Here is a 12921-nt window from a genome sequence, read left to right as displayed (position 1 = left end):
ATCCGGTTCCGCGACGATGGCGGCCAGCGGATTCAGGGCCTCGGCGCGCGCCGCGCGCACGCCCAGCGCACCGGGCACGGCGGGCAGCAGATCGGTCTTGGTCAGCACGATGCGATGCGCCGCGCCAAACTGCGCCATGGCCTCGTCCATCTCGGCCAGCGCATCGGGGTCGCGCGCGCAATCGTCGGTGCAGACCACCGTCAGCCGCAGGCCGCGGCTAGCCAGCTCGGGATCCGCCAGCGACGCGATGATCGGGCCCGGCCGCGACAGCCCGCTGCATTCCAGGATCACGCGTTGCAACGGGCCTGCGCCTTCGGGCCGTGGCGCGTCCAGCAGCGCGCTCAGCGTGTAGACCAGATCGCTGCGCAGCGAGCAGCACACGCAGCCATTGGCCATCAAGGTCATCGGCACGTTGTCGCTCTCATTGGCCACGATGGCCCCGTCCACGCCGACCTCGCCGGCCTCGTTGACGATCACGCCGGTGTCACGCGATTCCGGATCGCGCAGGTAGTCCACCAGCAGCGTAGTTTTGCCGCTGCCCAGAAACCCGCACAACAGGAACAGGTCGATGGCCATCAGGGTGCGTCCTCGCCCATGTCGCACGGCGATCCCGACGGCGCGCCGCCGGTCGGCGGACGCTCGCCATCCGGATCGTCGGCCCAGCTGTCTCGCACCATCGCGCGCACGTCGGCCAGCAGCTCGGCCGTGTCGTACACCACGCCCGACTTGATGGTGGTTTGCAGGCAGCGCTGCCATTCGACCTTGGCGGTGTCGTCGTTCAGCCGCATGGCGCCGGTGCCGAACAGCAGCTTGAAGTCGGTCAGCGGATTCTGGTCGTGGATGAGCAGGTCGGCGCGCTTCTGCACGTCGATGGAGCCGGTGTCGTCATCGATGCCCAGCAGCGCCGCGCTGTGCGACGTGGCCGCGCGCAAGACCTCGATGGGATGAAAGCCCGCTTCCTGCAGCAGCTCAAGTTCGCGGACGAAGCCGAATCCGTAGATCTGGTAGATGAAGCCCGAATCGCTGCCCGCGCAGACGCGCCCGCCCAGGTTCTTATATTCGTTGATGAACTGCATCCACAGCCGGTAGTTCTGCTTCCACTCGATCTCGTTGGTGGTGCTCCAGCGATACCAGTAAGCGCCGTGGCCGCCGCGCTGCGGCTGAAAATAGCGCCACACGGCCTTCCACGTGTACTCGTCGTGCCAGTCCGCGCGGCGCGCGCGCATCAGGTCGCGGTTGGCGTCGTAGATGTTGAAGGTGGGCACGAACGTGTGGCCCAGTTCCAGGAACTCGTCCATGACCTGCCGCCACTTGGCCGACCCCGGCTGCGCGGCCTGCATGAAGGTCTGTCCGGCCACCGCAAAGCGGTAATACTCGTCGCTGTAGTTGTAGTCCGTCGGAAACGACTGCACGACACGGTCTTCGAACAGCGCCTCGGGCAGGCCGTAATAGTGTTCGGAACTGGTCAGCCCCCAGCGCGCGGACTTCATCGCGTTCACACGCGTCACCGCCATCTGCGCGTGATGGCAGCCCGAGCGCAGGCCCACCTTGGCCGCCTCGTCCAGTGCCGCTTCCATGATGGCGGGCGGCGCGCCGAAGAACTTGATGCCGTCCGCGCCGCGCGCGGCCAGCTTGCGCACCCACTCGCGGCCCTGTTCGGGCGTGTGGATGGTCTTGACGCGATCGTTCACTGCCGGGAACACGGAATGCACGATCATGCGCGGCGCGGCGATCTGGTTGGACGCGGACAGCTCGCGCTGTTCCATCGTCCAGCCCAGGCCCCCCATCGCGCCCATCTCGCGCACGGTGGTCACGCCATGCGCCAGCCACAGCTTGTAGATGTAATCGGCGGGCGGCACGATCCCGCTCATGGCGTGATACGGCGTGCCGATGTGCGCATGCGCGTCCACAAAGCCCGGCGTGACGAACTTGCCGTGGCAATCGATCTCGTGGTCGCCCGGGCCGGGCCGGCGCTTCGGGTCGATGGCCTTGTGCGGCGTACCCACGTTGACCAGCGCCGTGATGCGATCGTTCTCGATCACTATGTCCACCGGCCCCCAGGGCGGCGCGCCGGTGCCGTCGATGATCGTGGCCCCGCGCAGGATCAGCCGCGGAAACGGTCCCAGGCCGCGGTCGCGCGGCGCGGGCGCCGAAGGCGGATGCCAGCCCTTGGCCGCGTTGACGTCGCGCGATTCTTCGCCGACTTCCGATTGCGAAAACGTGGGATCGCTCATGGCCCCTAGACTCCCAGCTCGTTGTGTTCGATGACGCCGCCCTTCATGATCAGGCCGATGTGCTCGCCCTGACCCAGCAGGCACGAGAGGTCGCGGTACGGATTGCCGTCCACCAGCAGCACGTCCGCCAGCGCGCCTTCCTGGATGCGGCCCAGTTGGCCGACCTGGTTCAGCACCTCGGCTGCGGTCGTGGTGGCGCACTGGATGACCTCCTGCGCGGACAGCACCTCGCGGCGAATGCGGAACTCGTCGCTTTGCAGGCGCTGGGACGGGCCAAGCAGGTCGGACCCGTAGCCGATCTTCACGCCCGCCTTCTTGTAGATTTCAAGCGAATGCAGCCCGGCGGTGCGCACCGTTGCGATCTTGGCGACAGAGTCCGCCGGCAGGCCGTAATCGGCGCCTTCGTTTGCCAGGGCCTCGTAGGTCACCAGCGTCGGCACCACGAACGCGCCCTTCTCGGCCATGAAGCGCGCCACGCGGTCGTCGACCAGGTTGCCGTGCTCGATGGTGCGCACGCCGTTGCGGATGGCGCGCTCGATGGCGTCCGCGGTGTAGGAGTGCGCCATCACGTAGGTCTGGCGGCTGGCCGCCTCGTCGACAATCACGCGAATCTCTTCTTCCGAATAACCGAAGGATGCGATGGGATCGGTGGGCGAGGCCACGCCGCCCGAAGCCATCATCTTGATCTGGTCCGCACCCATCTGCAGTTCCTGGCGCACGGCTTTGCGCACGTCGTCGATGCCGTCCGCCACACGGCCGATATCGCCCGCACGGAAGCAGCAGCCGCAAAAGCTCATGGGACGCAGGTGATCGGAGCGCGGACGCGGATCGCCATGGCCGCCCGTCTGGCTGATGGCGCGGCCCGAAATGAACAGGCGCGGTCCTTTGACCGTGCCTTCGTTGACCGCGCACTTCAGGCCCCAGCCCGCCCCGCCCGCGTCGCGCACGGTGGTGAAGCCCCGGCGCAGCATGGCGGCCATGATGGGCACCGCGCGCATCATCACCAGCGCATCGGGCAGGACGCCCTGCGTGCTCAGGTTCAACTGCGTGGCCAGCACGTGCACGTGCAGGTCGATCAGACCCGGCATCAGCGTGCGGCCCGCGGCGTCGATCACGCGCGCCGAGGAAGCGCTGATCGGCTTGTCCGACACTTCCTTGATGACGCCATCCTCGACCAGCACGTGGTGCCCCTCCAGCAGGTCGGACTGCAGGGGATCGAGCAGGTTCGCATTCTTGAACAGCACAGCAGACATGAGAATTTCCTTATCGGGGTATCCAGGTCAGGACGCCATCGTCTTGATATAGCGCCGGTGAATCAGCCAGTTCGAAAAGAGGGCAATGACAAGCGTGCCGCAAACCAGGATGACCGCCAGCGCCGCGCCGAACGGCCAGTTCGAGGCCTTGGTGATCTGGTCGTACAGCGCGGGCGCCATCATGGTCAGGCCGGAACCGCCCAGCAGCACCGGCGTGGCGTATGCATTCATGCACAGGATGAACACCAGCATCGTGCCCGCGGCCACGCCCGGCGCGGCGATCGGCAGCACGATGCGGCGGAAGGTGGTGAAGAAGCTGGCGCCCACGTTGCGCGCGGCCTCTTCCACCGACAGGTCCATGCCTTCCAGCACGCTTTGCAGCGTCAGGATCAGGTACGGCATGACCACCGCCGTGGTGCCGATCACCACCGCCGTCGGCGTGTACATCAGCGTCAGCGGCTTGTCGATGATGCCCAGCCCCTGCAACACGGCGTTGACCACGCCCGCATTGCCCAGCGCCACCATCCAGCCGGCCGCGCGCACCACGTTGCCCACCATCAGCGGAAACACCAGCAGGATCACGAACAGGCTCTTGTAGCGGCTTTGCGTGCGCGCCAGGAAGTACGCCACCGGAAAGCCCAGCACCAGCGCCAGCACCGTGCACAGCGCCGCGATGCCCAGCGTGGTGAAGAAGATGTCGCGGTAGTACGGGTCGCCAAAGAACTTGGCGTAGTTCTCGAACGTGAAGGCGGTCTGCATCATCTCGACCGGGTCGAAATGATTGAAGCTGTAGCGCGCCAGCTGAAGGATGGGGATCATGATGATCACAAGCACCACCAGCGAGGCCGGGAAGGCCAGCCCCGGGCCCAGCCAGCGGCTGGGGCGTCCGTCCTGCGTTGCGGTCGTCATCGCGCCTCCTATTGCGTGAAGGCGACGCAGTCGTCGGGTTCGAAGCACGCATACACGCGCTCGCCGGCGGCGGGCGGCGCGGCGCGCGTGCCGGCATTGACGATCTGGCTGATCATGCGGTCGCCGCCATCGAGCTGCACCCGCACCTCCAGCACCGACCCCAGGTACAACGACGATTCGATGACGCCGGGCAGCGCATTGCCGCCCGACGGCTGCGCTTGCAGGCGTACACGTTCCGGCCGCACGCCCACATGCGTGGCATTGCCGCCGCCCGGCGCGGCGATGCGCTGGCCAGCCTTGGTTTCGAACTGGTCGTTGGCCTGGCCGCGGCCGGTGAAGACGTTCATCTTGCCCAGGAAGTCCGCCACGAACAGATTGGCGGGGCGCTCGTACAGCGTGTCGGGCGCGCCCACCTGCTGCACGATGCCGTCATGCATGATGGCCATGCGGTCGGCAATCGCCAGCGCTTCTTCCTGATCGTGCGTCACGAACACGGTGGTCAGCCCCAGGCGCCGCTGCAACGCGCGGATCTCCTCGCGCACTTCCAGCCGCAGCTTGGCGTCCAGATTCGACAACGGTTCGTCCAGCAAGAACACCTTGGGTTCGATCGCCAGCGCCCGCGCAATGGCCACGCGCTGCTGCTGGCCGCCGGACAACTGGCGCGGATAGCGGTCGCGCAGTTCCGTCATGCGCACCATGTCCAGCACGCGCCGGATCTTTGCATCGCGATCGGCCTTGGGCACCTTGTGCATTTCCAGGCCGAACGCCACGTTTTCCGCCACCGTCATGTGCGGAAACAACGCGTAGCGCTGGAACACCATGCCGGTGTCGCGCTTGTGCACCGGCAACCGCGTGACGTCCGTTTCGCCGATGCGGATGCGTCCCGACGTCGGCGTGATGAAGCCGGCAATCATGCGCAGCGTGGTCGTCTTGCCGCAGCCGCTGGGACCCAGGAAGGTGACCAGTTCGCCTTCGGCAATCTCCAGGGAAAAATCCGACACCGCGACCGCCGCGCCGAACTGCTTGCGGATGTTTTCGATTGAGACCTTCGCCATTTCTTACACCACCTGACTGAGTTTCACATAGCGGTCGGTCACAAGCATGATGATGCCCAACAGCAGGATTTGCACCGAGGCCACCGACGCGATGGTCGGGTCCAGGTTGAATTCGAGGTACTGCATGATCGCGATCGGCAGCGTGGTGCGCCCCGGGCCGACCAGCGACAGGGACAGCTCCAGGTTCTCGAATGACACGACAAAACTGAACAGCGCCGCGGCGACGATGGACGGCCGCAGCATCGGCAGCGTCACGCGCATGAAGGCCTTGGGCGCGCTTGCGCCCAGGTTGCGCGCGGCTTCCTCGATGGAGCCGTCCAGCCCGGCCATGCCCGCCGTGACAAGCCGCACCGTCCACGGAATGGTGAGGCACACGTGCGCAATGACCAGGCCACCGAACGTGCCGACCAAGTCCTGGTCCAGCACGTTTTCAGCGCGCAGGTAGAAGAGATAGACCGCCACGCCCGCGACGATGCCGGGGATCAGCAGCGGCGACAGCAGCAGCGTGTTGACGCCCTTGCTGCCACTGAAGCGGTAGCGCGCAATGGCTACTGCGGCCAGCACGCCCATCGTCACGCCGATGAACGCGGCCACCAGCGACACTTGCAGGCTGAAGATGAAGCCGTTGGCGAACGCAGGGTTTTCCCAAGCCTTGACGTACCACGAGAGCGTGTAGCCCGATGGCGGGAAATAGAGGATGGCGTCCTTGAAGAAGCTCAGCCAGACCACCAGCACGATGGGGCTGAGCATGAACGCATACATGAGAACCACGAAAACGCGGTGCAGCCACGTGGCCCACGGGATCACGCGCAATGGCTTTTCCCGCGAGGCTGCGACGGCTGAGTCCAAAGGAGGCGCACTATGCAAATCCGGTTCCTTTCAGCAACTGCCGGCTTGGTTTGAAACTCCTCCGAAGACTCTGCGGTCTCTACGGTTAACCAAAGCATATCGGCCGGTTGCTGCCCGGCTCAACTAGGGATAACCCACGACGCGCCAAAACTCGCGGGTTATCCCTGCGGTAGCTCCGATGACGGTGCAACCCACTGCGGCGCAACGCTGCAGCAGGTGCAACCCATCACGCGGTGCGCTGCTACCCGGCAGCCTGCAGGCCGCACACCGCTTGCAGGACCGCCACGCGGCTCTGGCCCAGCACCATGCCTTGCCAATCTTCCTGGCCGCAGTAAAACGCGTCGCGTGTGGCCTGCAGGATGTCCTGTTTCAAGGCACCGCCGGCGTCGGGATGCGCGCGCAGCCAATTGCGTCCCCGCAGCGCGTGCACCACCTCGTCCCAAGGCTTGGTGCCGAACTCCAGCGCCATCAATGTCGGCTCCGACGCGGGGCAGGCGTCGTAGATGAGACCCGCGAGATGGCCCGTGATGTCCACCGAGGCCGAGCTGCCTTGATACGGCACAGCGATATCGCTGCCCCACCACTGCCGGGCGCGCGCCACTTCCGCGTCGTCGCGCCGGCCGGCGTAGATCTTCTCGCCGTGGCCGCGCGGCCCAAGGCCGGTGTGCACGTCGATCCAGCCGATGTGCGCGTGGCGGCTGGCGTAGGTGCGCAGGATGTCGCGCAGCGTCAGCAGCGACGGCGAATGGCGCGCGCCGCCGTAAAACAGGCCATCCGGATGCGTGTACTGACCACGCGACACGGCCTGCGTCGTGGCGGCCAGGCCATGCGTGTCGATATGGCGGGCGATGGCCTGGCGGTTCTGCTCAGTCGGCGGCCATTCCTGCGGCAAAAGCAGGTCGTGGATCTCGCCATAGCCGGCATTGACCGGAAGCGCGCGGCCGTCGAAGGGCTGGGCATTGCGGTTCAGGTCGACGTTGCCTTCGTCCGTGCGCGCAATCCACGAAAAGCCGTACGGATTCACGGCATGCACCAGCAGCATCGCCACGCCTGCCTGCCGCGCGCGTTCCAGCATGGGCGCGTCATCCAGCAACGCAAGCTGGCAGCCCGAGCCGCAGAAACCTTCCACGCCGTGCGTGGCGGACGTCACGATCAGGAGCCGCTGCGCGCCGGCATCGCCGATCAGCGCCACGTCGGTGGCCAGCGGCTCGCCCTGGCTGCCCACGGCCTCGATGCCGTACGACGCAACCTGCGCGGCCAGCGGCGCGGCGGCCGCCAGGAAGCGTTCGCGCGCCTGGGCGTAGCTGCTGGAAAAGTAGCGGTCAACGGATTGCATGTCAGGGCTCCTGGCTGTCGATGTCATGGCCGGTGCGGTCCCGAATCCAGAACAGCACCACGGTGGAAAGCGTCACGGTGACCATCAAGTACCACGCGGGCGCCATCGGATTGCCGGTCACGTGCAGCAGCCACGTCACGAAGAATTGCGCGAAGCCGCCAAAGACCGAGATGCCCAGACCGTACACCACGGACATGCCCGTGGTGCGCACGGCCTTCGGGAACAGTTCGGGCAGCATCGTGATGACGGGCGCAGTCTGCAGCGCCAGCAGCACGGCCAGCAGGGCGATGACCGTCATCAGCCGCCCGGTGCTGGGCGCCGACACCAGCCATTGGAAGCACGGCAGCAGCACGCAGACCGTCACAGCGCGCGACCAGAAGATCACCCGTTTGCGCCCCACGCGGTCCGCCAGCATGCCGACGAACGGCGCCAGCGCGAAACCGATCGCGCCCAGCACGACACTGGCAAACAGCGTGGACGTGGCCGGCAGGCCGAGTTCCTTGGTGGCGTAAGCCGGCATGTAGAAGCCGATGATCTGCGCGCACACCATGCCGCCGATCACGAGCAGGATGCCTTTGACGATTGTGAGCTTGTAGTCGGCAAAGACGCGGCGCAGCGGCTGGTGGCCGGCGGCGGCCGTTCTGGCGCCGGCGGCAGGCGCGGGTTCCAGCGTCTCTTCCAGATTGCGGCGGATGTAGGCGCCCACCGGCACCGTCAGAATGCCGATCACGAACGGCACCCGCCAGCCCCAGGCCTGCATTTCTTCGCGGGTCAGCGCCGCCGTCAGGATCGCCACGGTCAGCGCGCCCAACATCACGCCGAGCGACTGGCTGCCGAACTGCCAGCTCGAATAGAAGCCGCGTTTGCCGGGCGGCGCGTGTTCCACCAGCAGCGTGGTCGAGGCACCGACCTCGCCGCCCGCCGCGAAGCCCTGGATCAGCCGCGCCAGCACCATCAGCACAGGTCCCAGCACGCCCATCTGCGCGTGGGTCGGCGCCACGGCGATGAGCGCACAGCCCAGGCCCATCAGCCACAGCGTCAGAGTCATTGCCGCGCGGCGGCCGTGCCGGTCCGCGTACGAGCCGATCAGCATGCCGCCCACGGGCCGCATCAGAAAGCCCACGCCGAAGGTGGCGGTGGTCAGCAGCAGCTGCCCGTAGCCGGATGCCGCGGGAAAGAAGAGCGGCCCGATCACCAGCATCAGGAAGGTGAAGACGGTGAAGTCGAAGAACTCGAGCGCGTTGCCGATGGTGGTGCCGGCAATGACGCGGCGGCGCATCGACGGCGTGTACAACCCCGGGCCGCCGGCTGCGGCGATGGCAATAGACATTGTTTTCCCCTTGATGTCCGGTGCGGGGCCGCCGGTCCGTGCGTCCGGATCGCTTTGCGCGCCCCACCGCCGTGAATATACGGATGGCGCACGATAAGCAAAAGACAGTATTTTTGTCGCGATGAGCACTTTTGCTTATAGCCCTGCCCGCCCAATCCGGAACGAATTGCCCATGAACCTGCGCCAACTCCGCGCCTTTGTGCTGATTGCCGAGCATCGCAGCATCCGTGCCGCGGCGCGGGCGCTCTTTGTCACCCAGCCCGCCGCCACCCGCAGCCTGCGCGAGCTGGAGCAGAGTGTGGGCGCGGAGCTGGTGCGCCGCAGCGTCAAGGGGGTGGAACTGACCACGTACGGGGAAGCACTGTACAAGCGCGCCGTGCTGATCTTGCAGGAAGCGCGCCGCGCGCAAGAGGAGATCGGCCAGATGCGCGACGGCGAGGGCGGCACGCTGAACCTGGCCATCAGTTCCGCGGCGCTGACGGTACTGCCCGCCGCGCTGGCTGCGTTTCGCGCACGCATGCCGCGCGTTTCGGTGGCCTTCAACGAGGTCGCGCCGCCCTACAGCCACGAGCAGCTGGAATCCGGCCGCTACGACTTCCTGGTGCAGACCGAATACGACGGCGACATCGACGACGGGTTTGCGCGGACCACGCTGTTCACGCTCCCGCTGGCGGTGGGCGCGCGCGCGGGCCATCCGCTGCGCGGTGCGCGTACGCTGGCCGAGCTGCATGATGCGCTATGGCTGCTGCCGGGCAACATCCAGGCGCCCGCGAACCTGCTGCGGCTGGCGTTCGATGCGCATGGGTTGCCGCCCCCGCGCGACGTGATTCCCTGCCAGTCCATCGCGGTGGCGCTGGCGATCATCGCCGAGAGCGACGCCCTGGGCATCTTCGTGCGCAATCTTTTCGACCACCAATTGCTGCCGCGCGGGTTACGCATGGTTCGTCTGGATCATCCACTGCCCGCAGCGCGCGTGTCGGTTCTGACGCGTGCCGACTCGCCCCCCACGCCAGCGGCGCAATGCTTCATGGATTGCCTGCGGGATGCGCAGGCGGCGTCCTCGTATGCCGACGGCACCTAGGCGAACCCGCCGATAGACCGGGTTACTATTGCCGATGGCCCCGCCGATGACGTCGAGACGGGCCTTTTTGTTTCTCCCCCAACTCCCCGTCCATGGCGTTTCCCCGACTTCCCGCTGTTCCCACCTTGACCGACACGGTCGCCAAGCGTCTGCTCGCCGAGATCGACGAAGGACGCGTGCTGCCCGGTGAAAAGCTGCCCACGGAATCCGCGCTGGCCGAACAGTTTGGCGTCAGCCGCACGGTGATCCGCGAAGCCGTGTCGCGGCTGCGCCAGGACGGCGTGGTCGAAGCCCGGCAAGGCAGCGGCGTCTTCGTCACCGGGCACACTGGCAACCGGGCGCTGCGGATCGACGCAGCCGAGCTCTCGTCGCTGGAGGCCGTGCTGCACATCGTGGATCTGCGCCGGGCCCTGGAAACCGAAGTGGCGGGGCAAGCCGCCCCCAGCCGCAAGAAGCAGGACATGGTGGAGATCGACGCGGCGTTGGCCGCGATCTCGCAGGCCGTGGACAACGGCGGAGACGGCGTGAAGGAAGATGTGGCCTTTCACCGCAGCATCGCGCGCGCCACGGGCAACCCGTACTTTCTGACCACCCTTGCGTTCGTCAGCCAGTTCCTGGAAGCCGCCACGCGCGTCACCCGCGGCAACGAGGCGCGCCATGCAAATCTGATGCGCGACGTATTGCAGGAACACATCGCCATCGTCGAGGCCATCCGGCGCAAGGATGTGGACGGCGCCCGGGAAGCCGCCCGCATTCACATGGTCAATGCCGCCAAGCGGTTGAGCCAGGCGCACCGCTGAGCCTGCCTGAATTTCTGCGGCCCACACAGGCCGCTAGCGAAACGCCTTCGTGAAAAAATCCCGGCTGCCGAAGTTGCCGGATTTCAGCGCGATGCTGATGTCGGCCTGCGCCACGGGCGCGTAACCGGCGCACCACGGCACGCCCGGATCAATCTGGTCGCCGATCGTGATCTGCTCCAGGCCCAGCGCCTGCACCACGGCGCCCGATGTCTCGCCGCCCGCCACGATCAGTTGCCGTACGCCACGCTCCACCAATCCGGCTGCGATGCGCGCGATTGCCGCTTCGATCATGGCGCCCGCCTGGCTGGCGCCCAGCGCGCCCTGGGTTTGCCTTACGGCGTCAGGTTGCGCCGTTGAATAGATGAGCACCGGGCCGTCCTGCATGCGCGGCTCGGCCCAGGCCAGCGCCTGCCCCGCCACGTCCTCGCCAGCGGCCAGCTTCATGGGATCCAGCGCCAGCGCGGGCCGGCCGCTTTCAATGAAGGCCGCCACCTGCGCGTTCGTCGCGGCAGAGCAACTGCCCGCCACGACGGCCTGCAAGCCTTGCGCGCGCACCACGCCGGTGGAACTTGCGGCAGCCAGCCCCCAGTTGCCGGGAAGTCCGATGGCCACGCCGGAACCGGCCGTCACCAGCGGCATGCCGTGCAGCGCCGGCCCCAGTGCCAGCAGGTCGTCGTTGGATACGGCGTCGACGATGGCGATCTCGATGCCCTGCGACATCAATTCCTGGATGCGGTCGCGAATGGCAGCCGGACCGCGAGCGACCACGCTGTAATCGATCAGGCCCACCCGGCGCGACGTTTGCGCCGCCAGCACCCGCACGAGGTTGGGGTCTGTCATCGGCGTCAGCGGGTGATGCTGCATGCCGGATTCGTTAAGCAGCACATCGCCCGCGAACAGATAGCCCTTGAACACCGTGCGCTTGTTGTCGGGAAAGGCCGGTGTCGCAATGGTGAAGGACGTGCCCAGGCTCGTCATCAGCGCATCCGTGACCGGCCCGATATTGCCCTGCGGCGTGCTGTCGAAGGTGGAGCAGTATTTGAAGTAGATCTGTTCCGCCCCTTGCGCGCGCAGCCACTGCAGCGCTGCGAGCGATTGCGCGATGGCTTCGTCGGGCGGCAGCGTGCGGGTCTTCAAGGCGACCACCACGGCGTCCGCGTCGTCCCGCAGCGGCTCGCCCGGCGTTCCGATGGTCTGCACCGTGCGCATGCCGGCGCGGACCAGATTGTTCGCCAAGTCAGTGGCGCCCGTGAAATCGTCGGCGATGCAGCCCAGCTTGATCGTCATTTGGCCTCCGGCAGGGAAATGCCCGGGAAAATCTTGATCACGGCGCTGTCGTCTTCCCGGCCATGGCCGGCCGACGACGCCTGCATGAACATCTGGTGCGCGGTGGACGCGAGCGGCAGCGGGAACCGCGTATGTCTTGCGGTATCCAGCACCAGCCCCAGGTCCTTCACGAAGATGTCCACGGCGGACAACGGCGTGTAGTCGCCCGCCAGCACGTGCGGCATGCGGTTCTCGAACATCCAGCTGTTGCCTGCGCTGTGCGTGATGACCTCATACAAGGCATCGGCGTCCACGCCTTCTCGCAGGCCCAGGGCCATGGCCTCGGCAGCGGCCGCGATGTGCACGCCGGCCAGCAACTGGTTGATGATCTTGACCTTGCTGCCCGCGCCCGCGCGGTCGCCCAGGCGATAGACCTTGCCCGCCATCGATTCCAGCACTGACCCGCAAGCCTCGTAGGCGGCCGCGCTGCCGGCGGTCATCATGGTCATCTGGCCGGCGGCCGCCTTGGCCGCGCCGCCCGAGATGGGCGCGTCCAGATACAGGATGCCCTGCTCGGCCAGGCGCCCTTCCAACGCCACGGACCAGTTGGGATCCACGGTGGAGCACATGACGAATACCGATCCGGGCCGCAGCGCGGCGGCAAGGCCGCCGTCGCCAAACAGCACCGACTCGGTCTGCTGCGCGTTGACGACCACGCTGACCACGATCTCGCAGGCCTGCGCCATGTCCGCCAGGCGGGCGCAGGCCACGCCGCCCTGCGCCGCGAAGGCCGCCGCGGCGTCGGCGC

The 12921-nt window shown here is 66.9% G+C and carries 12 protein-coding genes; 2 read left to right on the top strand and 10 right to left on the bottom strand.

Annotated elements, in window-relative coordinates; all coding sequences use genetic code 11:
• From B3446_RS19175 to B3446_RS19140, 8 genes are all read right to left on the bottom strand, one after another.
• Positions 1-576 (bottom strand): GTP-binding protein (locus B3446_RS19175; protein ID WP_291384149.1); only part of this gene is annotated, 576 nt, incomplete at its 3' end.
• Positions 576-2234 (bottom strand): amidohydrolase family protein, encoded by a 1659-nt coding sequence (locus B3446_RS19170; RefSeq protein ID WP_191578290.1) that lies wholly within the window; start codon positions 2232-2234, stop codon positions 576-578. The genes B3446_RS19170 and B3446_RS19175, both read right to left, overlap by 1 nt.
• Before the next feature lie 5 nt (positions 2235-2239).
• Positions 2240-3487: a metal-dependent hydrolase family protein gene (locus B3446_RS19165; RefSeq protein WP_191578291.1), complete on the bottom strand. Its 1248-nt coding sequence runs from the start codon at positions 3485-3487 to the stop codon at positions 2240-2242.
• Between the two features lie 27 nt (positions 3488-3514).
• On the bottom strand, positions 3515-4396 hold the full coding sequence (locus B3446_RS19160; protein ID WP_175139508.1) for an ABC transporter permease: 882 nt from the start codon (positions 4394-4396) through the stop codon (positions 3515-3517).
• Between the two features lie 8 nt (positions 4397-4404).
• The gene (locus B3446_RS19155; protein ID WP_191578292.1) at positions 4405-5451 is read right to left on the bottom strand and encodes an ABC transporter ATP-binding protein; all 1047 of its coding nucleotides are present in this window, start codon (positions 5449-5451) and stop codon (positions 4405-4407) included.
• Positions 5452-5454: 3 nt separating this feature from the next.
• On the bottom strand, positions 5455-6264 hold the full coding sequence (locus B3446_RS19150) for an ABC transporter permease (RefSeq protein WP_175122125.1): 810 nt from the start codon (positions 6262-6264) through the stop codon (positions 5455-5457).
• 277 nt (positions 6265-6541) lie between these two features.
• Entirely contained in the window at positions 6542-7636 is a 1095-nt protein-coding gene (locus tag B3446_RS19145; RefSeq protein ID WP_291384146.1) for a M14 family metallopeptidase, read from the bottom strand.
• A 1-nt stretch (position 7637) separates the two neighbouring features.
• Positions 7638-8966, bottom strand: coding sequence for an MFS transporter (locus tag B3446_RS19140; protein WP_291384145.1), 1329 nt, complete (start codon positions 8964-8966; stop codon positions 7638-7640).
• A gap of 172 nt (positions 8967-9138) precedes the next feature.
• Between B3446_RS19140 and B3446_RS19135 the strand changes: the two genes are divergently transcribed.
• Complete coding sequence (locus B3446_RS19135; RefSeq protein WP_191578295.1) at positions 9139-10047, top strand: LysR substrate-binding domain-containing protein; 909 nt, start codon at positions 9139-9141, stop codon at positions 10045-10047.
• Positions 10048-10139: 92 nt separating this feature from the next.
• Complete coding sequence (locus tag B3446_RS19130) at positions 10140-10847, top strand: FadR/GntR family transcriptional regulator (RefSeq protein ID WP_291384144.1); 708 nt, start codon at positions 10140-10142, stop codon at positions 10845-10847.
• A gap of 33 nt (positions 10848-10880) precedes the next feature.
• Here B3446_RS19130 and otnK read toward each other — a convergent pair whose 3' ends face one another.
• Positions 10881-12134, bottom strand: a complete 1254-nt coding sequence (otnK, locus tag B3446_RS19125) for a 3-oxo-tetronate kinase (RefSeq protein ID WP_291384143.1) — start codon at positions 12132-12134, stop codon at positions 10881-10883.
• On the bottom strand, positions 12131-12921 hold a 791-nt coding region (gene ltnD / locus B3446_RS19120; RefSeq protein ID WP_291384142.1), incomplete at its 5' end, for an L-threonate dehydrogenase. The genes ltnD and otnK, both read right to left, overlap by 4 nt.

Source organism: Achromobacter sp. UBA5777 (assembly GCF_002418565.1).
GTDB lineage: Bacteria > Pseudomonadota > Gammaproteobacteria > Burkholderiales > Burkholderiaceae_B > Achromobacter > Achromobacter animicus.
Note: the sequence above shows the minus strand (reverse complement) of the source record. Positions and strands in the feature narration are given on the sequence as shown.